This window comes from Aureimonas sp. D3, assembly GCF_001463805.1.
Lineage (GTDB): Bacteria > Pseudomonadota > Alphaproteobacteria > Rhizobiales > Rhizobiaceae > Aureimonas > Aureimonas ureilytica_A.
This window is the reverse complement of the sequence record NZ_BBWM01000014.1, coordinates 87,814-107,566: the sequence shown is the minus strand read 5'-3', so window position 1 is coordinate 107,566 and position 19,753 is coordinate 87,814. Positions and strand designations below refer to the sequence as shown.

At 65.4% G+C, this 19,753-nt stretch carries 17 protein-coding genes; 7 read left to right on the top strand and 10 right to left on the bottom strand.

Annotated features, from left to right (window positions below; all coding sequences use genetic code 11):
• The first annotated feature begins 188 nt into the window (after positions 1–188).
• A complete protein-coding gene (locus AUL36_RS04760; RefSeq protein WP_306302823.1) occupies positions 189–1,412 on the top strand; it encodes an ROK family transcriptional regulator in 1,224 nt (407 codons plus the stop codon).
• 12 nt (positions 1,413–1,424) lie between these two features.
• On the opposite strand, the gene AUL36_RS04755 is transcribed toward AUL36_RS04760, so the two are convergent.
• From AUL36_RS04755 to AUL36_RS04745, 3 genes are all read right to left on the bottom strand, one after another.
• Positions 1,425–1,865, bottom strand: coding sequence for an NfeD family protein (locus AUL36_RS04755; RefSeq protein ID WP_244497030.1), 441 nt, complete (start codon positions 1,863–1,865; stop codon positions 1,425–1,427).
• Positions 1,866–1,885: 20 nt separating this feature from the next.
• On the bottom strand, positions 1,886–2,899 hold the full coding sequence (locus AUL36_RS04750; RefSeq protein ID WP_062218533.1) for an SPFH domain-containing protein: 1,014 nt from the start codon (positions 2,897–2,899) through the stop codon (positions 1,886–1,888).
• A 152-nt stretch (positions 2,900–3,051) separates the two neighbouring features.
• Positions 3,052–4,659 carry a bifunctional metallophosphatase/5'-nucleotidase gene (locus AUL36_RS04745; protein ID WP_062218531.1) on the bottom strand — a complete coding sequence of 536 codons (1,608 nt, stop codon included), beginning with the start codon at positions 4,657–4,659 and terminating at the stop codon, positions 3,052–3,054.
• Between the two features lie 190 nt (positions 4,660–4,849).
• Between AUL36_RS04745 and AUL36_RS04740 the strand changes: the two genes are divergently transcribed.
• The 3 genes from AUL36_RS04740 to AUL36_RS04730 all read left to right on the top strand — a co-directional run bounded on the left by AUL36_RS04740 (position 4,850) and on the right by AUL36_RS04730 (position 8,475).
• On the top strand, positions 4,850–7,030 hold the full coding sequence (locus AUL36_RS04740) for a malate synthase G (RefSeq protein ID WP_062218529.1): 2,181 nt from the start codon (positions 4,850–4,852) through the stop codon (positions 7,028–7,030).
• 97 nt (positions 7,031–7,127) lie between these two features.
• Complete coding sequence (locus AUL36_RS04735) at positions 7,128–7,583, top strand: YqaA family protein (protein WP_374700734.1); 456 nt, start codon at positions 7,128–7,130, stop codon at positions 7,581–7,583.
• 223 nt (positions 7,584–7,806) lie between these two features.
• Entirely contained in the window at positions 7,807–8,475 is a 669-nt protein-coding gene (locus AUL36_RS04730) for a ceramidase domain-containing protein (protein WP_062218527.1), read from the top strand.
• Positions 8,476–8,702: 227 nt separating this feature from the next.
• Here the strand turns inward: AUL36_RS04730 and AUL36_RS04725 are convergent, their stop codons facing one another.
• Positions 8,703–9,470, bottom strand: a complete 768-nt coding sequence (locus AUL36_RS04725) for a L,D-transpeptidase (RefSeq protein WP_058601365.1) — start codon at positions 9,468–9,470, stop codon at positions 8,703–8,705.
• A gap of 237 nt (positions 9,471–9,707) precedes the next feature.
• Between AUL36_RS04725 and AUL36_RS04720 the strand changes: the two genes are divergently transcribed.
• A complete protein-coding gene (locus tag AUL36_RS04720) occupies positions 9,708–10,127 on the top strand; it encodes a MerR family transcriptional regulator (protein ID WP_058635176.1) in 420 nt (139 codons plus the stop codon).
• A gap of 364 nt (positions 10,128–10,491) precedes the next feature.
• Positions 10,492–12,303: an acyl-CoA thioesterase gene (locus AUL36_RS04715; protein WP_062218525.1), complete on the top strand. Its 1,812-nt coding sequence runs from the start codon at positions 10,492–10,494 to the stop codon at positions 12,301–12,303.
• Positions 12,304–12,405: 102 nt separating this feature from the next.
• On the opposite strand, the gene AUL36_RS04710 is transcribed toward AUL36_RS04715, so the two are convergent.
• The 4 genes from AUL36_RS04710 to AUL36_RS04695 all read right to left on the bottom strand — a co-directional run bounded on the left by AUL36_RS04710 (position 12,406) and on the right by AUL36_RS04695 (position 17,841).
• The gene (locus AUL36_RS04710) at positions 12,406–14,757 is read right to left on the bottom strand and encodes a putative bifunctional diguanylate cyclase/phosphodiesterase (protein ID WP_244497029.1); all 2,352 of its coding nucleotides are present in this window, start codon (positions 14,755–14,757) and stop codon (positions 12,406–12,408) included.
• Positions 14,758–15,054: 297 nt separating this feature from the next.
• Positions 15,055–15,234 (bottom strand): hypothetical protein, encoded by a 180-nt coding sequence (locus AUL36_RS04705; protein WP_062218523.1) that lies wholly within the window; start codon positions 15,232–15,234, stop codon positions 15,055–15,057.
• A gap of 195 nt (positions 15,235–15,429) precedes the next feature.
• The gene (locus tag AUL36_RS04700) at positions 15,430–16,254 is read right to left on the bottom strand and encodes an outer membrane protein (RefSeq protein ID WP_058601361.1); all 825 of its coding nucleotides are present in this window, start codon (positions 16,252–16,254) and stop codon (positions 15,430–15,432) included.
• Positions 16,255–16,941: 687 nt separating this feature from the next.
• Positions 16,942–17,841, bottom strand: coding sequence for a bestrophin family protein (locus AUL36_RS04695; RefSeq protein WP_062218521.1), 900 nt, complete (start codon positions 17,839–17,841; stop codon positions 16,942–16,944).
• 238 nt (positions 17,842–18,079) lie between these two features.
• On the opposite strand from AUL36_RS04695, the gene AUL36_RS23650 reads away from it, so the two are divergent.
• Positions 18,080–18,238, top strand: coding sequence for a hypothetical protein (locus AUL36_RS23650; protein ID WP_156418258.1), 159 nt, complete (start codon positions 18,080–18,082; stop codon positions 18,236–18,238).
• A gap of 92 nt (positions 18,239–18,330) precedes the next feature.
• Here the strand turns inward: AUL36_RS23650 and AUL36_RS04690 are convergent, their stop codons facing one another.
• Together AUL36_RS04690 and AUL36_RS04685 are read right to left on the bottom strand one after the other, a co-directional pair.
• Positions 18,331–18,600: a DUF2312 domain-containing protein gene (locus AUL36_RS04690; RefSeq protein WP_058601359.1), complete on the bottom strand. Its 270-nt coding sequence runs from the start codon at positions 18,598–18,600 to the stop codon at positions 18,331–18,333.
• 75 nt (positions 18,601–18,675) lie between these two features.
• Positions 18,676–19,752 (bottom strand): ROK family protein, encoded by a 1,077-nt coding sequence (locus AUL36_RS04685; RefSeq protein ID WP_062218519.1) that lies wholly within the window; start codon positions 19,750–19,752, stop codon positions 18,676–18,678.
• Position 19,753: the final 1 nt, after the last annotated feature.

The following is a 19,753-nucleotide window of genomic DNA, read 5'->3' as shown; positions in this document are numbered from 1 at the left end:
TCCGGGCTGGCCCGAACCGGCCTCCTCGCCGTGTTCGAATAGCCGGATCAGACACGATCTCGAACGGGCTGTCAATCAATAACTCACCGAGATTTATTTATTGACAGTTCGGCAAGGTCTCCGTCATGGTCGCGTCACGAACCCGCAGGGACAGGGCGGGCGTCGACGGGGAGGGTCGACAGGTGGTGATGGAAATGTCGACGTCGGTGGCAGATAGCCGGACGGCCGAGCGGGACGAGTCCCTTCGAGGATCGAACCAGGCGGGGCTACGCGCTCATAACGAGCGCGCCGTGCTGTCGCTCATCCGCCGCCATGGAGAATTGGCGAAGTCCGAGATCGCGCGTTTGTCGCGCCTGTCGCCGCAGACGGCCTCCGTGATCATGCGCTCGCTGGAAGCGGACGGGCTGGTTCTGGCGGGCGAGCCGCGGCGCGGGCGCGTCGGCCAGCCCTCGGTCCCGATGCGTCTCAACCCGGACGGGGCCTTCGCCTTCGGCCTCAAGCTCGGTCGGCGCACCAGCGAAATGGTGTTGATGGATTTCGTCGGCCGTGTGCGCGAAAGTCGGGCGATTCTCTATCGCTTTCCGCGCCGCGCCGAGGTGATGCGCTTCGTGGAGGAGGCGAGCACCGAGCTGCGCCAGTCGCTCGGCCCGGCCCTGCGGCGGCGCATTGTCGGCCTGGGCGTCGGGATGCCCTACGAGATCTGGTCCTGGGCGGAAGCGAACGGCGCGCCGCCCGGCGAGATGGACGAGTGGAGCACGGTGGATTTCGGCGCCGAGCTGGAGCGCGCCACCGGCGAAGCCGTGTTCATCGCCAATGACGTGACCGCCGCCTGCGGCGCGGAACAGGCCTTCGGCACGGACGTCTCGGCCAATTTTGTGTATTTCTTCGTCGGCGCCTTCGTGGGCGGCGGCATCGTCATGGACGGGGCGCTGGTGCCCGGCCGGGTCGGCAATGCCGGCGCGCTCGGCTCCATGCCCGTGCCGACGCGGCTCGGCGAGCGCCGACAGCTCATCCATGTCGCCTCCGTCCATGTTCTGGAGCGCATGGTGGAAGCCTCCGGGCGCTCGGCGGTCGAACTCTGGCGGCACGAGGCGGACTGGACGGGGCTGGGGCCGCTTCTGGACGAGTGGGTCGAAACCGCGGCCGAAGGGCTCGCCTATGCGATCGCCTCATCGCTCGCGGTTTATGATTTCGAGCGCGCGGTGATCGACGGCAGTTTCCCGCCGCCTGTGCGCGCCCGTCTCGTGGAGGCGACGCGCGCGGCCTTGGAGCGCTTCGACTTTCAGGGCCTCCAGCCGATCGCGGTCACGGAAGGCTCGATCGGCCGCTCGGCGCGCGAGGTCGGCTCGGCGAGCCTGCCCTTCTTCGCCAAGTTCCTGCTGGATCACCGGGTGCTTCTGGCCGAGCGGTAAGCGCCGCTGGGCTCAAGCGGGTGTCTTTGGCTCCGCCGGCCGCACGCGCAGGATCGAGCCTTCCGCCGCCTCGATCACGACCGGGGCGCCGGCGGCGAGGTCCGGCCCTTCGACGCTCCACCAGCCATCGTCCACCGCGACGCGCCCGCGCCCGTTGCGGATCTCCTCGCTGACCACGGCCCGCCGCCCGACAAGCCGCGCCGTGCGCTCGTTCAAAGGCGCCTCGCCCGCCGGCTTGGCGCGGCGACCATAGAGGCGATGGCCGAGAAGGGTGGCGACGCCCGTCACCAGCGCGAAGCCGATCCATTGGCTCTGCCAGCTGAAGGCGGGCAGCCAGAGCGCGTTGATGCCGATGACCAGCGCGCCAATGCCGGGAAACAGGAGATAGACACCCGGCAGGAGAAGCTCTCCCATGAGCAGCGCGAGGCCCGCGATCAGCCAGGCATAGCTCAACGTGAACCCATCCATTCCGGTTACGCCCCGGCGCGTGGGGGAACGGTGGCGGGCGGACGCCGCGTGCTGGCCTGCGGCACGGCGGAGGCAGGCGCGGCGTCGGGAAAGCTCGCACGGGCCAGCTCCGCGATGCCGCCGATCGAGCCGATCAGCGAGGAGGCTTCGAGCGGCATGAAGATGACGCGCTGGTTGGGCGCGGAGGCGATCTTGGCGAGCGCCTCGGTGTAGCGCTGCGCCACGAAATAATTGATCGCCTGCACGTCGCCCGCCGCAATGGCTTCGGAGACCATGCGCGTCGCCTTGGCTTCGGCTTCCGCCAGTCGCTCGCGCGCCTCGGCTTCGCGATAGGCGGCCTCGCGCTTGCCTTCGGCTTCCAGAATCTGCGCCTGCTTCTCGCCCTCGGCGCGCAAGATCTTGGCGTTGCGCGCGCCTTCGGCCTCGAGGATTTCGGCCCGCTTCTCGCGCTCGGCCATCATCTGCCGCGCCATGGAATCCACGAGATTCTTCGGCGGGTTGATGTCCTTGATCTCGATGCGCGTGATCTTGATGCCCCAGCCATGGGCCGCCTGGTCCACCACGCGCAGGATGCGCTCGGAGATCGTGTCGCGGTTGGACAGGAGGTCGTCGAGGTCCATCGAGCCCATGACCGAGCGCAGATTGGTCATGACGAGATTGAGAATGGCATATTGCAGGTTCGACACTTCGTAGGCTGCCGAGGAGGCGTCGAGGATCTGGTAGAAGGCGACGCCATCGGCCGCGACGGAGGCGTTGTCGCGAGTGATGACCTCCTGCGTCGGAACGTCGAGCACCTGCTCCATCATGTTCATCTTGTGCCCGATCCGCTCCACGAAGGGCGTGATGAGGTTGAGGCCGGGCGTCAGCGTGCGCACATAGCGGCCGAAATTCTCGACCGTGTAATTATAGCCCTGCGGCACGATCTTCACCGTCGAGGCGAGCACGAAGAGCACCGCCACGACGACAACCACGACCAGAATGCTGCCGGGTCCGAACCCGAGTTGCGCCAAGCCGTCCATCTCGCCTCCTTCATCAGTCGAAGTGGAGATTAGTCCCTGACGCCGCCGGGTCGAGCGAATTCCATGCGCTGGTGGAAGAAGCAACCCGCGCCAGCAGGCCGGAGCACCGGCGCGGGTTCCCTCATGCTGCGATGCGCCTGAGCGCGGTTTGCCTACTCGACTTCGTGGATGCGCCCGTCCGTGTAAGGCTTGTAGGCCGTGCCTTTCGCCTGGAGATAGGCGATCACGGCGTCCTCCATGTTGGGGCCGTAGTCGTAGGCATTCTGAGCCTTCTCGGCGAAGACCTTGTAGCCGTCGCCGCCCTGGCGCAGGAAGTTGTTGGAGACGACCGTATAGGTGGCCGCTGGGTCGATCGGCACCCATTCGCCGGCGGCATTCTTGACGCGCACGGCCTTGACGCGATCGACGCCCGCCTGCCCCTTGCGCGACCAGTCGAACTGGAGGCCCGCCACCTGCGGGAAGCGGCCGGCGCCGTCCTCCACCTGGCTGACGCCGTTTTCCAGCGCGGCCTTGATGTCCGCCCCGGTCAGCTGGAAGGTCGCGATCGTGTTCTGGAAGGGCAGGACGGTGAGAATCTCGCCCATGGTCACGTCGCCCGCGTCGATCGAGGCGCGCACATTGCCCCCATTGCCGATGGCGATGGTGACGCCCTGATCCTTTGTGCGGTCGAGAAGCGCGTCGGCGACGAGATCGCCCATGGCGCATTCGGCCTTGCGGCAGACCTCGCGCGCGCCGTCGATCGGCTCCGCCGTCTGGGCCACGACCTTATTGCGGATCTCCGCCAGCGGCTTGGCGAGTTCTGCGACCCGCGCCACGAAGCTCTCGTCCTCCGGCACGGAGGCATCGAGCAGGATCGGCGCGCCCTCGGCTTTGGTCACATGGCCCTGGTCATCGAAGGAGACGTCCAGCTTGCCGAGATATTTCGAATAGGCATAGGCCTGCACGATCGGCACCTTGCGTCCGTCCGGCCCCTTCACCAGGGTCGGGTAGGGGCCGGCGGCCTTGGGGTCGGTGGAGGAAAGAAGCGTGTGCGAATGGCCGCCGACGATCACGTCTAGGCCCGGCACTTCGGCCGCGAGGCGCTTGTCCACCTCGTAGCCGGAATGGCTGAGAAGGATGATCTTGTTGACGCCCTCCTTGGTCAGTTTCTCCGCCTCGCGCTTGGCCGCTTCCACCGGATCGGTGAAATTGATCGACTTGCCGGCCGCCGTCAGCTCCTGATTGTCGCGCGGGGTGAGGCCGATAATGCCGATCTTCTCTCCGTCCTTCTCGATGATGGTGGAGGGTTTGATCAGCTTGGCGAGTTCGGGCTCGCGCGACAGATCGGCATTGGCCATCAGCATCGGAAACTTCACCGCGCTCGCGAAGCTCAGCGCCACTGGCACGCCGTCGTCGAACTCGTGATTGCCGACCGCCATGGCTTCGAAGCCGAGGCGGTTCATGAACTCGGCCGAATCCTTGTCCTTGTAATAGGTGTAGAAGAGCGAGCCCTGGCTCTGGTCGCCCGCATCCAGCAGGAGGACCGGGCGGCTGCCGGCCGCCTTGCGCTCGGCCTCGATGGCGGAGGCGATGCGCGCGATGCCCCCGAAGCAGCTCTTCTCGGCCGCTTCCTTGGCCGAGCAGGGACCGTCATATTTGTTGATCGGCTCCACGCGGCTGTGGAAATCGTTGATGTGCAGGATCGTCAGGTCGAATGCCCCGGCGGGCAGGGCGGTGCCGACGAGAAGAATCGCGGCAAGGCCGAAGAGGGACGATTTCATGGGCAAGCCTTCCTCATGGATCGGAGCGGCGCCGGGACGCGCCGCCCAGCATGTTTCCCGACCGGCACCCGGTTTGGGAAGCCCGTTCCCTGCCATGTCTTGATAAAGTCCGTTTGACAGCGGCCCCTCGCATGGCCGACACAGCTTGCCGACCCGTCTTTTTCGACGACGCATGCGAGGGGAGCGCCGTATGAGCGATTATGTCGAGCTTCATGGCCTGAAGGTTTCGTCCATCCTCAAGGAGTTCGCCGAGACCGAGGCGCTGCCCGGCACCGGCATCGAGCCCGACCGCTTCTGGCAGGCTCTGGCCGATCTTCTGACCGACCTGACCCCGCGCAATCGCGAGCTTCTGGCGCGTCGTGACGCGCTTCAACTCCAGATCGACGCCTGGTGCCGCGAGCACAAGGGCGCGGCGGTGGACGGCGCGGAGGCCGAAAGCTTCCTGCGCGAGATCGGCTATCTCGTGCCCGAAGGGCCGGCCTTCTCGGTCGAGACGGAGAATGTCGATCCCGAGATCGCGACCAAGGCCGGCCCGCAGCTCGTCGTGCCCGTTCTCAATGCCCGCTTCGCGCTGAACGCGGCGAATGCGCGCTGGGGCTCGCTCTATGACGCGCTCTACGGCACGGACGCGATTTCCGAAGAGGACGGTGCCGAGCGCGGGCGCGGCTACAATGCCAAGCGCGGCGCCAAGGTCGTGGCCTGGGCGCGCGCGTTCCTCGATCGCGCCGTGCCGCTGAACGGCGCGTCCTGGACGGACGCCAAGAGCTTCGAGATCGAGAATGGCCGGCTTTGCGCGCGTCTGGGCGACGCGCGCCTCGTGCCGCTGGCCGAGCCGCAGCAGTTCGCCGGCTATCGCGGCGAGGTCGGCCAGCCGACCGCGCTGCTCTTCAACAACAATGGCCTCTATCTCGAAATCGTCATCGACCGGACCTCGCCGATCGGCAAGACCGATCACGCCGGGATCAGTGATGTCATCCTCGAAAGCGCGATCACGACGATCCAGGACTGCGAGGATTCCGTCGCGGCCGTGGACGCCGAAGACAAGGCGGCCGTCTATCGCAACTGGCTGGGCCTGATGAAGGGCGACCTTCAGGAGACCTTCCAGAAGGGCGGCGAGACCGTCACCCGCCGCCTCGAGGACGACCGCGCCTATACCGCGCCCGATGGCTCCGCGCTGACGCTGCCCGGCCGCTCGCTCATGCTGGTGCGCAATGTCGGCCACCTCATGACCAACCCCGCCGTGCTCCTGTCCGATGGCTCGGAAGCGCCCGAAGGGCTGCTCGACGCGCTCTTCACCGTCACCATCGCCCTGCACGACTTGAAGAAGAGCGAAGGGCTGCGCAACTCGCGCGCCGGCTCGGTCTATATCGTCAAGCCCAAGATGCACGGGCCGGACGAGGTGGAGTTCGCCGACGAGATCTTCGCCCGCGTCGAGGCCGCGCTCGGCCTTCAGCCCAACACGGTCAAGATGGGCATCATGGACGAGGAACGCCGCACCACGGCCAACCTCAAGGAATGCATCCGCCGCGCCCGCAAGCGCGTGGTCTTCATCAACACCGGCTTCCTCGACCGCACCGGCGACGAGATGCACACGTCGATGGAACTCGGCCCGATGATCCGCAAGGGGGACATGAAGGCCTCCACCTGGATCAAGGCCTATGAGGACCGCAACGTCGACACGGGCCTCGCCTGCGGCCTCAAGGGCCACGCGCAGATCGGCAAGGGCATGTGGGCCATGCCCGACAAGATGGCCGCCATGCTGGAGCAGAAGGTCGGCCATCCCAAGGCGGGCGCGAACACGGCCTGGGTGCCCTCGCCCACGGCCGCGACCCTTCACGCCACGCATTATCACGAGGTGGATGTCGCCGAGGTGCAGGCCAAGCTGGAGGGCCATCCGCGCACCCAACTCACCGACATCCTGACCATTCCCGTCGCCGTGCGCCCGAACTGGACGCCGGAGGACGTGCAGGCCGAACTCGACAACAATGCGCAGGGAATTCTGGGCTATGTCGTGCGCTGGGTGGATGCCGGCGTCGGCTGCTCCAAGGTGCCCGACATCAACAATGTCGGCCTGATGGAAGACCGCGCGACCTGCCGCATCTCCTCGCAGCATATCGCGAACTGGCTGCTGCACGGCGTCGTGAGCGAGGCCCAGGTGGTCGAGACCATGCAGCGCATGGCGGCCGTCGTGGACAAGCAGAACGCGGGCGATCCGGCCTACCAGCCGATGGCGCCGAATTTCGATGGCTCCATCGCCTTCCAGGCCGCGCTCGATCTCGTGCTGAAGGGGCGCGAGCAGCCGAACGGCTATACCGAGCCCGTCCTGCATCGCCGCCGCCTCGAAAAGAAGGCCGAGGCGCGCCGCGCCTAATCCCTGGCCGGGCCTCCCGCCCGACTCCTACATTTCGCCAAGACCCGGCCGGCGGCCTCTCGCCCCCGCCGGGTCTTGTCCTGTCCGGCCACGCCCCATGTCCGCGATGATCACCGAAGTCTGGCCCTATCTGGCGCTCTTTTCCTCCGCCTTCATCGCGGCAACGCTGTTTCCGGCTTCGTCCGAGGCGGTGTTGGTGGGGCTTCTGGCGAGCGGAACGGGGCAGCCCATAGCCCTCGTGCTGGTGGCGACCGCCGGCAACACGCTGGGCGCGGTGGTGAATTGGCTCTGTGGGCGCTCGCTCGCGCATTACCGGGGCCGAAGCTGGTTTCCGGCCGATGGCCCGCAATTGGCGCGGGCCGAGCGTTGGTTCACGCGATTCGGTCTGCCTTCGCTTCTCTTCACCTGGCTGCCGATCGTGGGCGACGCGCTGACGGTGATCGCCGGACTTCTGCACGTGCCGCTACGCTGGTTCGTGCCGCTCGTGGCGCTCGGCAAAGGCGCGCGCTATGTCGTGCTGGCCTTGGCGACGCTGGGCCTTTGGGGCGGCTGACCGCTCGGCAACCATCGTCGCTCCCAAGGCATCTAACACAACCTCATTGGGGCGGCTGGCCGTTTTTCGCCAGTCCATAGAGCCTGAGATTTCTCCTGCCTTTCGGACTGCAGGGAGGGCTTTGCCCCGCCATCAGGACGGGCTGCGCCCTGCACCGACGAACGAAAAGCCCTCGACCATCCTCCACGCGTCGGCTTTGTTAAGTGCTTCAGAAGGAGGCGGCATGGACTGGACCACCCCGATCGACGCCTATTGCGAGCGGACCAGCGCGGCTTTCTGGTCCGAGCCGGTCAACGCGCTGACCAATCTCGCCTTTCTTCTGGCCGCGCTCTGGGCCTTCCGGCGCTGGCGGGCGAGGGGCGGAGGCGAGCGGGCCATGCTGGCTCTGATCGGGCTCGTCGGCGTGATCGGTGTCGGCTCCTTCCTGTTCCATACCTTTGCCAACCGCTGGTCGGCTCTGGCCGATGTCCTGCCCATCGCGCTCTTCATCTTCGGCTTTTTCACGCTGGCGCTGCGGCGGCTCGTCGGCCTGTCCTGGCCGCTGACGCTGCTGGGGCTTCTCGCCTTTGTCGCCTTCGACCAATTCGTGGCACCCTTGGCCGAGCCGCTTCTCGGATCGTCGGAAGCCTATCTGCCGGCGCTACTGGCGCTCTACGGCATGGCGCTCTGGTTGATGGGCATTGGCCGAAAGGCGTCGGGGCTAGGACTTTTGAGCGCCGGCGCGGTCTTCACACTCTCGCTTCTCTTCCGCATGGCGGACGGGGCGGTCTGCCCCTCTTGGCCCTTGGGCACGCACTTCCTCTGGCATGGGTTGAACGCGGTCACGCTTGCGCTCTGCCTGCGTGTTGGGATGGCGCATGAGAGCCGCGCGACGGCGCAAAACCCAGCGTGATTCGGCTTGCAAGCCTTCGCGCGCAGAGGAGGCCGGCTGCGGCGCGGGCAGCGGAAACGCCGTCCGCTGCCCCGAGCGCGAGACACCCGGCAGCAAGGGGAACCGTAGCCTGAACAGCCCGGCGCGTCGGGCAAGGCGGGCTCCGAGACCAGCCGAGAGCGCATAAAAAAGGCCGGGCGCTTCCCCCGAAGCGCCCGGCCGGAGCGGTCCCCCGCTCTTGAAACTGTTTAGCTCTGCGGTGCCGCGCGGCGGTGATCTTCCAGCGTTTCCTTGCCCTGGAGCACGATCACGCGGGCATTCATCGGAACGCGGTCGTAGAGATCGACGATGTCCTGGTTCATCAGACGGATGCAACCCGACGAGACCGACTTGCCGATCGACCACCATTCCGGCGTGCCGTGCAGACGGAACAGCGTGTCCTTCTTGCCCTGGTAGAGATACAGAGCGCGCGCGCCGAGCGGGTTGTTGAGGCCCGGATTCATGCCGACCTCATTGCCGTAAGGCTTGAGTTCGGGGCGGCGCGCAATCATCTCGACCGGCGGAAACCACTTCGGCCAGTGCTGCTTGTCCTTGATCTGCGCTTCGCCGGACCAGGCAAAACCGGCCTTGCCGACGCCGATGCCGTAGCGCATCGCGGTGCCCTGCGGCTCGACCACGTAGAGGAAGTGGTTGTTCGTGTCGACGACAACGGTGCCGGGCTCCAGCCCTTCGCCATTGTAGACCACGCGCTGGCGCAGGAACTGTGCGTTGATCTTGTTCGCCGGGATTTTCGGAAGCTTGAAGCCGCCATCCTCGAAGGAATCATAGGCCGTCAACTCGACCGGGCCGAGCGGACCGCCCGACTTGATCTCTTCCGTCGGTGCGACATAGGCCTGGGCCATCGGCGCGACTTTGACGATGGAGGCGCGCTGCTGCTGCGTGGTCGTGCAGGCACCGAGGGCAGCCATGGCGGCGAGGCAAACGCCGAGGAGAAGCGGATTCGAGCGGGTCTTCATGAAACGTCCGGTGCAGGCTGCGGGGCGGGCGGGCAGATCATGTCGCAAGCCCCGGACAAGCAATCCCATTGAGGGTGCCCGATCCGTACGCCTCCGACCCATGTCTGGCAACGTGAAGATTAGACCGGTGCGTGGTTAAGAATTCATTGTTGCGGTGCGAGCACAGTTGACGATCCACAGGGCGGCGACATGTCTGTGCCGATCCTGTGGATACAGGGTAACACTCCGGGGGTTCGGATGAATATCGGGGAGGCTTCGCGGCGGTCCGGCCTGCCGCCGAAAACCATACGCTATTACGAGGATGTGGGTCTCGTGCGGCCCGCCCGCGCGGCCAACGGCTATCGCGACTATGGCGAGCGCGACGTGCATGTCCTGCGCTTTCTTCAGCGCTCCCGCTCGCTCGGCTTTTCGATCGACGAGGCGCGCAAGCTGCTGGCGCTCTATGGCGGAGAGGGGAGCCAGCGCGACGAAGTCCGCCGGCTGGCCAGTCGGCGCCTGATCGAGATCGACCGTAAGATCGAGGAACTTCAGACCCTTAAGCGCTCGCTCGCCTCCCTGACGCAGGATTGCGAAAAGGGACGAGGCCCCGATTGTCCGATTCTGGACGAGATCAGCGGTGAGCGCGTTCGCCTGCCCACGCGTTTGACAGGGGTCTAGAGGCAGGCCGACCAACGGCCAAACCGGCTCGACCAAAGTGGGTCCTGTCTCACGGGCTCGGCGAAGATCGATCAGGGCTGTGCTCTCAGGTTGTGGGTGCGGAAACCTGCCCGTTTTCTCACCGTGACGATGCTTGTTTGCGCAGGCGCGATAGCGACGATGCGGTCATCTGTCTGGAAATATTGATGCGAAAGGCGTTCTATTTCAACCGCACAATAAATGATCGCCCGGGTTATTGTGGTGCGCGCCGGGTGCTCACCCAATCGGGTGAAAATTTATCTGGATGGCTGATCAAAAATCATTGACGAAATGCGTCCAAACGCAGACGTTTTGATTCAGAATTTACGCGTCCAAGGCGAATATCATGCCCCATTCCGCCCTCCGTACGTCTCTCGGTTGGGTTCCGACGATTGCCTTGTCCTGGTTCTGGGGGCTCGGCTTCTTCTACGCGATCCATGTGACGCGAACCTATGGCTGGACGGGGTTCTTCGCCTTCGCGCTGGCCAACGCCTCGGGCTTCTTTCTGTTCGGGTGGGTTCTCGGCCGGCCGGGGCGCGATCCAGTAATGCTCTGGCCCCGCCTTCAAGGGCCGTTCACCGGCCTTTTCCTTCTGGCCCAGATCGCCGCCGTCGCGGTGAGCCTTCAGGCCTTCGTCGCCTATCTCGCGCCGCTGGGCGGAGTTCCGGCCATGGCGCTTCTGGCGGGGCTCGTGGTTCTGGCCGCTTGCGCCATCGGCCACGCCGTTTCGATCGGCATGATCCGACGCCTTCATGCCCTGTACCTCCCGTTGGGTGTCGGCGCGGCGCTGGTCGCCCTCGTCACGCTGCGAGGGGGAGGTCAGCCGCTTCTCGGGGCGATCGACGGGCTGGATGGCCGCTTCTTCGGTCTCGTCCTGCCGACGCTGGTGGGTTTTCTTCTCGGACCCTGGACCGATGCGCAGCAATGGCAGCGCGCGGTGGAAATCCGCAAGGCCGGCGGCTCGGTGAGGCTGGCTTACGGACTTGGGGCGGCCCTGTTCTTCGGGCTTCTGCTTCTCAATGCCGGGCTCGCGGTCGCGGCCGGGATGGTGACGCCGCCTGCGGCGTCCTCCGAGTTCTGGGAGTCGGCCTCGGTGGCGGGCGCGCTGGCCGAACGGGGCGGGGGGCTCGCAGGCAGCGCCTTTCTGGTCTGGGCGTCGATCGCGCTCCTATCGACGGTGGACGGCGCTTACGCCGCGCTCCGCTGGCTTCTGGCCGGGGTGACGGCGCGCAGCAGCAGCCCGCTTCTGGCCATCGTGCCCGCCTCGCTTGTTGCCTCGCCGCTCTGGGTTCTGGCGCTGGCCGTCGCTCTCGCTGCTCTTGCGGTGCAGGCGCAACTCCCGATGATCTATCTCATGATGCCCTTCGCCACGCTTCTCGCGGGGCCGGCGGCCTGTCTTCTGGCGCGGGTGCTGGGGCGTCGCGGGCGCTACGACAGCGTCTTGTGCTATCTGATCGGCTTCGCCTCCATGCTACTCTTCGTGATCGGCTATGCCGGGCCGGTGCCCAGCCTTCTCGCGCTCTCGGCGCTTGTCGCACTGATCGGCGCGCTGCCCATGCTGTTGCAGCCCGGCGAGCCTGAAACACAGCCGAGCAAGGCGGACGCGCCTTTGGAGCCGACAAACCAACCGGTTCAGCTCGCGCCGCTTGCGCCTGCGGGCAAGGTCGCCGAGCTTTCGGCCGCGCATGGCTTCGATGGCGACTGGTTCGTGATGCGCATGGTGCCGACCTACGACGACACCAATTCGGTCGGGAATGTCTATTTCGCCAATTACATGCGCTGGGTGGGCAAGGCGCGGGAGCTGTTCTTCAACCAGTGCATGCCCGAGTTCGATCTCGCCTCGACCTCGTTCTATGTGTTGACGCGCTCGTTCCAGCACGACTTCCGCCGCGAGGCGCAGGAGTTCGAGCCCATCATCGTGCGCATCCGCATCGAAACGCACAATCGCAAATTCGTCACCCTCGCGCACGAGATTCATAGCGAGAATCAAGGTCTTCTCGGCCGGGGCTCGCAGTCGCTGATGTTCGTGGACACGAAGGATTATCGTCCGCTCGACATTCCTGCCAGCATCATTCGAGGCTTCCTGCCTTATTGGCCGAAGACCTCCGGCCTGAATGCCCGTGGGGCAGGGGCAGCCAGCCTATCGGAAGCGCTCTAGGCGTTTCCCTGCGAAGGCTCAGTCAGCGTTGACGCTCGGGGCAGCGTTGACGCTTGTGTCAGCGTTGACGCTTGGCGAGGCCTCCGTCGGCGGGCCTCTTCGTCAGCTCACCAACCGCAGATCGGGTGCGGGGAAAGCCGTGCGCACCAGAGCGTTGGCGGCGTCCGCCGTCATGGCGCGGCCGAACAGGAAGCCCTGGCATTCGTCGCAACCGAGATCGATGAGGCAGGCCTGCTGCTCCTTGAACTCGACCCCTTCCGCGATCACCACCATGCCCAGCGCCTTGGCGAGCGAGACGATGGAGCGCACGATGGGCATATCCGCCCCCTCGCCATTGAGATCGGTGACGAAGCTGCGGTCGATCTTGAGTTTGTCGAAGGCGATGCGGCGCAGATAGGCCAGACTGGAATAGCCGGTGCCGAAATCGTCCAGCGCCAGACGCACGCCCAGCGCGCGCAGGCGCGCCAGCTTGGTGTTGACCTGAGCGGCCGCCTCCAGAAGCACGGATTCGGTGATCTCCAGTTCCAGCCTCGCAGGCGACAGGCCGAACGTCTGGAGCGCATCTTCCACGTGTTTCGGCACGTCGGTATGGCGCAGCTGGATGGGCGAGAGATTGACCGCAATGCCGATTTCCTCGGGCCAGTTGGCGGCCGTGCGACAGGCCTCGCGCAGCGCCCAATTTCCGAGAGGCATGATGACGCCCGTTTCCTCGGCGATCGGAATGAACTCCGAAGGCGGCACCTCGCCGCGCTTGGGATGGTTCCAGCGCAAAAGCGCCTCGAAACCGCAGATCGCGCCGGAGCGGGCGTGGACCTGCGGCTGGTAGTGAAGCTGGAACTCGCCCCGCTCCAGCGCCCCGCGCAGGTCCGCCGCCAAGGCGCGCTGGCGAACGAGGCGCTCGTCCATCTCGGCCTCGTAGAAACGATAGCCGTTGCGGCCCTCGCTCTTTGTTCGGTACAGCGCGAGATCGGCGCGCCGCACCAGATCCTCCCCGCCGTCGCAAGGCGAGACCGCGATGCCGATGCTGACGCCGATGCCCAGATGAATGTCGCCCAGACGGCAGGGGCGGGCGATGGTGGCGAGGATGCGCTCGGCCAGCCGCGCGACGGCCCGACGGTCGCCATTGTCGTAAAGCACCATGAACTCGTCGCCTGCGAGCCGCGCGACGAATGTGTGGGGTCCGACAAAGCTGCGCAACCGGTTCGCCACTTCCCGCAGCAGCGCATCGCCCACCGCATGGCCGAACGTGTCGTTGGCGTTCTTGAACTCGTCGAGATCGAGACACATGACCGCGAATCCGCTCGACTCGCCGCGCGCCCTATAGCTGTCCAGCGTCTGCTGAAACAGGGCGCGGTTCGGAAGGTCTGTGAGTGGGTCGTGCGTGGCGAGATAGGAGAGATGCTCCTGCGAGCGCCGCTGCGCCGTGATATCGGAGCCCACGCCCCGATAGCCCGCAAAGGCCCCGTCCTCGTCCTCGATCGGCTTGCCGCTGAGGCTCCACCAGCGCTCTTCGCCCGAAAAGCGCAGGCGGATCGCGACGCCATGGAACTCGCGCTTGTCGGCCATGGTCTGGAACAGGGCCGCCAGCTCCTTTTCCTGCGGGTTTGCGCCCGCCGCGCCGAACAAGCGCGCCATGGTCAGCCCGTGCAGGACGGTTTCGGGCAGGTCCAGCACTTCCGCCAGCCGGGGCGAGACATGCTGCATCCGCAACCCGGCGTCGGTTTCCCAAAGCCAGTCGCTGGCATGAGCCTCGAAATCGTTGAGCAGGAGATTGGTCAGCTCCTGCTGGCGCGTCAGTTCGATTTGGGTGAGGACGCGCTTGGTCACGAGGCGGCGCAGATGGAACATCGCCGTGAAGATGAAGAGCGCGTAGAAGGCCAGAAGAACCGCGACATAGAGATTGACCGGCTCGCCCGTCATGGCGAGCGCCAGGAACGAGCCGCAGACGATCGGCCCGACATAGGCCATCGAGGCACGGGGCACGGTGGCCAGACACATGCCCGTCGCGATCAGCCCGGCACAGGTGGAGGCGATGAGAAGCCGACCCTGCATATCGCTTTGCGCGAAGAGCACCACTGGCACCGATGCCAGAAGCAGGCCGGCGAGAAGCGCCGTCGCCGTCATCGCCTGACGAAACCGATGGGTGATGGGCTGCGCGTCGCCGCGCCCACGCCAGCGCCAGCAGCTCTCCAGCGTCAGGATGGCCAGCGCGACGCTGCCGATCTGAAGGCCGAGGAGATAGACCCCATAGCCGCTACGCCAGTAGAGAACGATGATGACCTGAACCACCATGAAGGCGGTGATAGCCGTCAGCGGTGCCAGGCGCAGCGCGAAATCCACGCGCTCGGTCTGCACGCTGTCCGGCAGGGGGCCGTCGCGCGCGTCGCGCGGATCGAAATCGATCAGAAACGCAGCGAGCCGCCGGAACGGGGTCATCCAGTCCAATCGGTTCATTGGTGTCCACTCCGCACGCTTTTGGGAAGCCGTGCAGCCTCGTGTCTCGCTCGCCTTCGCGCCCCGTCTGTTTGATGCAAGAGGAACCAAACCGGATCGGGACCGCATCGGCGGCCTTTCAATTGCAGAGGTCTAACGCGCGAGGCAACGCTTGGACGACTGGTAAGGTGGACACCCCTAAATCGTACTGAATGCTCTCTTAACGGCAGGTAACGAAATGCGCTCATTCTAGCTCGCCGATGCCCTGGGGCAGAAAGGCGCGTGAGGCCGTGAACCAACGTATCGCGTCGGGGCCGGTCAGTGAAGGCGCGCGGGGCGCGAGCCGATAATGTCGAGCGCCACCATGCAGGCGTCGAGAAAGGCCTGATGCGGCAGGTCGGGATGCGTCTCACGGAAGAGCTGTGTCAGCTCGTCCGGATCGTCCGTCTCTTCCGACAAACGAAGCACCGTGATGATCGGATCTTCGTCCGATGCCATGTATTCCCTCCGACCCCTATAAGGACTGACTTATAGCCAGAGAGCGGTTTGAAAAGTCCTTCGGCGCGCAAGGGCTCTGCGCGCCATCGCCGCGCGCGCCGTCAACGCTCTGTGACAACACGAAAAGGCCCGCCACGGCTTTCGCCGGGCGAGCCTTTCGAAGGGGATCGTGTGGGGAGCGCGATCCCCGCCGTATCAGTTGAAGCGGTAGGAGAGCTTCGCCGTAACGGTGTGGAAGTCGAAGTCGCCCTGGCTCCGGAAGTCGGTGAACTGGCCGGGCACCACGGCGGCGGCCGCGCCGTCGAACGGGCCGCCGTTCAGGCGAGTGAAGGAGCCGCTGTCACCGAGATTGGTGTAGAGATATTCGGCGCCGAAGGAGATGTTCTGCGTCACCTTCACTTCCATGCCGCCGCCGACCGAGTAACCCCACTCGTCCTCGTTCGTGTTGACGAGAGCCGGGAAGGCGGCGGTGACGGCCGGGCTGTTGGTGCCGAAGCGATAGTCCACCTCGCCATAGGCGAAGCCGCCCGTGGCGTAGAGCAGCGCGCTTTCGGTGACGAGGTAACCCGCGCGCAGGCGGCCGGTCACGAGATAGTCGAGGCTGCGCTCGGCGGTGTAGACGGCCGGCGTGTTGGAGAAGGCGCTGGCGCGCTGGGCGATGTCGAGCGCGTTGATGTCGGCCAGAGCGCCGACCACGAAGTTGCCGGCCTGATAGTCGTAGCCGATATGCGCGCCGCCGATGAAGCTCGACTGGAACTCGGTCGAGAAGTTCGAGCCGAAGGCGTTGGTCAGGAAGGTCGCGCCGGCGCCGGTGAAGTTCGGCACGATGGCGAGATTGTCGCCATTGTCCGGGTTGAACGCGCCGCCGCCCTGAACGCCAAGATAGAGGCCGGTCCAGTTGACGACGGGCGCGACGGCGATGGGCGCGGCCGGCTCCTGATACACGACGTCGGCGGCCAGAGCCTGCGAGGCGAGGCCGAGCGTGGCGGCGGAAGCGAGAAGGAGGGCGATGGTCTTCATGGCACAGGCTCCAGTTGCAGGGAGGCTCTTTCGGCCTCTCGTATCAGAGGGGCATGAGCGACAGGGAAGCTCGAAATCTCCCCGGCTGCTCGTGCCGTTGTGCTTCAAGATGACAGCTTATCTCCCCCGCTCAAGAGGCCGCTCGTGGGCATTTTCTAAGTGTTGCAGGAGAGTGACGTGTATTGTCGCGTCAATCCTTGGATGATGACTGCGACAACCTGTCAGTTTGAGGCGGTCAGGAGGATGAAAAGACCGAGTTTGCCGGGTTTGTCTCTCGGGAATCTACGAGAGATTACGCCGCTATAACGGTTTCGTGAGATGAGCTTGTCGCGGGCGCGAAAGTGTCTTGAAGCTTGTGGTTGCAATGCGGTGGATCGCAACAACACGAAAAGCCCGCTCCCCCAACGGGACGCGAGCTTTGCAAGGGAATGGCCCGTGAGTGAGCAGAGCCCGCTTAGCTGATGGCGGATGGAGCGCCCGATATCAGCGCGCGTTGCGCGGCTTGGGGCTCTTGTCGCCCGAAAGCTGAAGCGCGACGGAGACGAGCACCGCGAAACCGCCCATGGTCAGGATGAAGGAGAACAGGGTCGTGACGATATCCATGGCTCGAACCTTCGCTCGTATCGGAAGGTTTCAGAAACCATGCGCGCGGTTAACGAAAGCTTTCCGCGCGCCCTGCTATTGATCCTACCAAAGCACATGGTTAACCGGGCGCACGGGCGGCGGCACGTCCGGCTCGCCGCACAATTGCTCCAGATCGATCTGGATCGTGCGGCAGATCGAGGTCAGCGGCACGTCGTGGGCGCGGTTCTCGAACGGGTCCTGCAGATCGCCGCCGATCCGGTCCATGGCCAGCATCATGAAGCCGACGATGGTGGAGGCGAGCGGCGTGTAGATGCCCAAGCTGTCGACGAGGCCGACCGGCAGCAGGATGCAGAAGACCTGCACGAAGAGCGTCGGGAAATAGGCGTATTCGCGCGGCAGCGGCGTGTTCTTGATCCGCTCCATACCCCCTTGGGCATTGCTCATATCGACCAGCAACTGCTCGATCTGGGTGCGGCGGATCGAGTCCATCCAGCCTTGGCGCATCGCGTCCGACAAGAGCGCGGCCGTTTCGTTGAGGATGACATTGGGCACATTGGCGGCGGATCTCAGCCCCTCGGCCTCGCCTTCCCCCAGAAAGGGACGGATTTCCTCGAGCGCGGGCTGGCGGCGCAGATGGCAGCGCAAGGCGTTGACATAGGCGACCTGCCGCATAACGAGCGCATGGCGCAGGTCGTGGCTTTCCGGCCGCTTGTCGATGAGGTGGATCACCGCCCGGCCATAGGAGCGCGAGGCGTTGACCATGGCGCCCCAGAGCGTACGGGCTTCCCACCATCGGTTGTAGGCATTGTTGTTGCGAAAGCCGAGGAACAGCGCCAGCGCCGAGCCCAGCAGCGTCATGGGCAGGATCGGCAGTTCGAACTCGGGATGGGGTAGATAGACATAGGCGAGCGTGACGAGGACGTCCCAGACCAAAAGCAGGGCGAGCGGCCAGCCGATGTAGCGCAGCATTCGGGGCAGGCGGGCGGATTCAGGCAGGACCATAGGCGTTTCCTTGTCGTTAGCCGGGCAACGACGAGGGTCGGCTGAGGTTGCACCGCAACAAGGGGCGATGGCGGGCGATGAAGGGCTCGACCTACGGCAGGCGCCTCGGGCTGTTGACGCCTTATCTTGCTGTTAGGTCTCGGGATTTTTACGAAATGGAAAGGATTTGTCGGGCCGCCAGGGAACCCCAGCCATCATCACGCGATTATTGACCTGACGATTTCATGGATGGACGCCCATGCGCAGCCGCAGCCCTTTTCACGTTCGCTTTCTTCGATACGGCCTTCTCACCCTCAGCCTGCTCTTTGCCGGCGGCATCGTTTTTCTGGGCGTGACCAACATGACCAAGGTCGAGGCCGATCCGCTGGTGGATTATCGCCCCGTCTCGCAGAACTGACATCGCGGCATGAGAAAGCCCTCCCCGCCGGCGGGCGGAGAGGGCTTTGGAGGACGAGGGGCGCAGGGCAATCTAGCCCGCGCCGCCGGGGTTCAGGCCGCCTTGGCGGTCTCGGCCGGGGCCTCGTCCATCGCGCGCAGATAGAGGTCGAGCAGCGTTTCGTGTTCGTCGCGCTCGTCCTTGTCCTGCTTGCGCAGCTTGATGATTTCTTTCAGAATCTTGACATCGAAGCCTTCGCCCTTCGCCTCGGCGAAGACGTCCTTCTTGCCTTCCATCAGATCCTGGATTTCCTGATCCAGCTGTTCCACGCGCTCCACGAACGAGCGGATGCGGCTTCCGCCGATCCCAACCGTGTCCGACATGGTGACTCCTTCTTGAATGAATGAGCGCACTATCGCCGGCAGATGTAATCACTTCCTTAATCGTAGCGGCAGGATTCACTGCTCGAATGCAGCGTGGTTTCGGAAGGCGACATTGCCGAGCCCGGTGCCAATCGTCACCGCCGCCCAGCGCGAGACCTCCCGCATCGAGGGCGCTTCGCTGAGGCCCTGGATGACAGCGTCATTGTGAAGAAGCACCACGCTCGGCTGCCCGGCGAGCAGAGGCACGGCACGCCGGATGCGCTCAGGAAGAAAGAACCCATCCTCGCTCCAGTCCCCCGGCAGGTTCTGCACGCCGCTTGTGATCGCGCCGTCCGGGCGGATCAGGCCGGGGCAGGCCAGACCGATCACGGGCGAGAGACGCAGCCCGTGCCGCTCCGCCTCGCCGGCCATGTCGCGCAGCAGGGCGGCGATGTGCTCCACCATCTCGTCCCGGCTCGGCGTCTCGTCGGCATGGCACCATTTTTCGCGGGCGACGACGTCCGGCGCGCCAACGCCGCTCGGCAACGACACGAGGCCGCAGCGAAGATTCGTGCCACCGATATCGACGGCCAGAAACCCGTTGCCCTGCGCCAGAAGCTCGGGCGGCGCGGCATAGGCCCAGCCGATCATGCCGCCATCATCGGGCTCGTGGCTGAGCGGGGTGAGAGCGATATTCCAATCCGCCTCGCGGAGATGGGCCTGGGCGCGCCGCAAGACCTCCTGTCCGATCTCGGCCGATTGCAGCCCGCCGCCGCAGACGATGCGCTGCGTGCCGCGCCATGAGGGCGTCTGCAGGAAGCGGATGAGCGCGTCGGTCAGGTCGCGGGAGAACTCGGCGAGGGCGCGCTCCAGCGTCTCCGCCTCGGCCGCTTCATTCGGATGCCGCGCGGGGCCGCGCGAGGCTTCGTCCAACTCGTCGCGCTCCAGCTCTTCGGTCGGCTCCTCGCCGAAGGGCTTGGCGCCCCGGCCGGACAGGCGCTCGCGCCATTCGTCCAGAAGCTCGCGAAAGGCGGTCTCGCTGGCCTTGTCGCCGACGAAGCCGTCCTCCTCTCGCAGGTCGAGACTGTAGCTTTCAACGCGCAAGGAGGGGAGGTCGGCCGCGCCGTGAGGGATGTCGTCCGACGGGAGAGGAAGGTCCAAGCTGTCGGCCATC

Excerpts from the sequence above, each read along its gene's own strand:
- AUL36_RS04760 (WP_306302823.1), top strand. The coding sequence starts at position 189 with ATGGAAATGTCGACGTCGGTGGCAGATAGCCGGACGGCCGAGCGGGAC.
- AUL36_RS04750 (WP_062218533.1), bottom strand. The coding sequence starts at position 2,899 with ATGGACGGCTTGGCGCAACTCGGGTTCGGACCCGGCAGCATTCTGGTC.
- AUL36_RS04745 (WP_062218531.1), bottom strand. The coding sequence starts at position 4,659 with ATGAAATCGTCCCTCTTCGGCCTTGCCGCGATTCTTCTCGTCGGCACC.
- AUL36_RS04740 (WP_062218529.1), top strand. The coding sequence starts at position 4,850 with ATGAGCGATTATGTCGAGCTTCATGGCCTGAAGGTTTCGTCCATCCTC.
- AUL36_RS04735 (WP_374700734.1), top strand. The coding sequence starts at position 7,128 with ATGTCCGCGATGATCACCGAAGTCTGGCCCTATCTGGCGCTCTTTTCC.
- AUL36_RS04730 (WP_062218527.1), top strand. The coding sequence starts at position 7,807 with ATGGACTGGACCACCCCGATCGACGCCTATTGCGAGCGGACCAGCGCG.
- AUL36_RS04725 (WP_058601365.1), bottom strand. The coding sequence starts at position 9,470 with ATGAAGACCCGCTCGAATCCGCTTCTCCTCGGCGTTTGCCTCGCCGCC.
- AUL36_RS04720 (WP_058635176.1), top strand. The coding sequence starts at position 9,708 with ATGAATATCGGGGAGGCTTCGCGGCGGTCCGGCCTGCCGCCGAAAACC.
- AUL36_RS04715 (WP_062218525.1), top strand. The coding sequence starts at position 10,492 with ATGCCCCATTCCGCCCTCCGTACGTCTCTCGGTTGGGTTCCGACGATT.
- AUL36_RS04710 (WP_244497029.1), bottom strand. The coding sequence starts at position 14,757 with ATGAACCGATTGGACTGGATGACCCCGTTCCGGCGGCTCGCTGCGTTT.
- AUL36_RS04705 (WP_062218523.1), bottom strand. The coding sequence starts at position 15,234 with ATGGCATCGGACGAAGATCCGATCATCACGGTGCTTCGTTTGTCGGAA.
- AUL36_RS04700 (WP_058601361.1), bottom strand. The coding sequence starts at position 16,254 with ATGAAGACCATCGCCCTCCTTCTCGCTTCCGCCGCCACGCTCGGCCTC.
- AUL36_RS04695 (WP_062218521.1), bottom strand. The coding sequence starts at position 17,841 with ATGGTCCTGCCTGAATCCGCCCGCCTGCCCCGAATGCTGCGCTACATC.
- AUL36_RS23650 (WP_156418258.1), top strand. The coding sequence starts at position 18,080 with ATGCGCAGCCGCAGCCCTTTTCACGTTCGCTTTCTTCGATACGGCCTT.
- AUL36_RS04690 (WP_058601359.1), bottom strand. The coding sequence starts at position 18,600 with ATGTCGGACACGGTTGGGATCGGCGGAAGCCGCATCCGCTCGTTCGTG.
- AUL36_RS04685 (WP_062218519.1), bottom strand. The coding sequence starts at position 19,752 with ATGGCCGACAGCTTGGACCTTCCTCTCCCGTCGGACGACATCCCTCAC.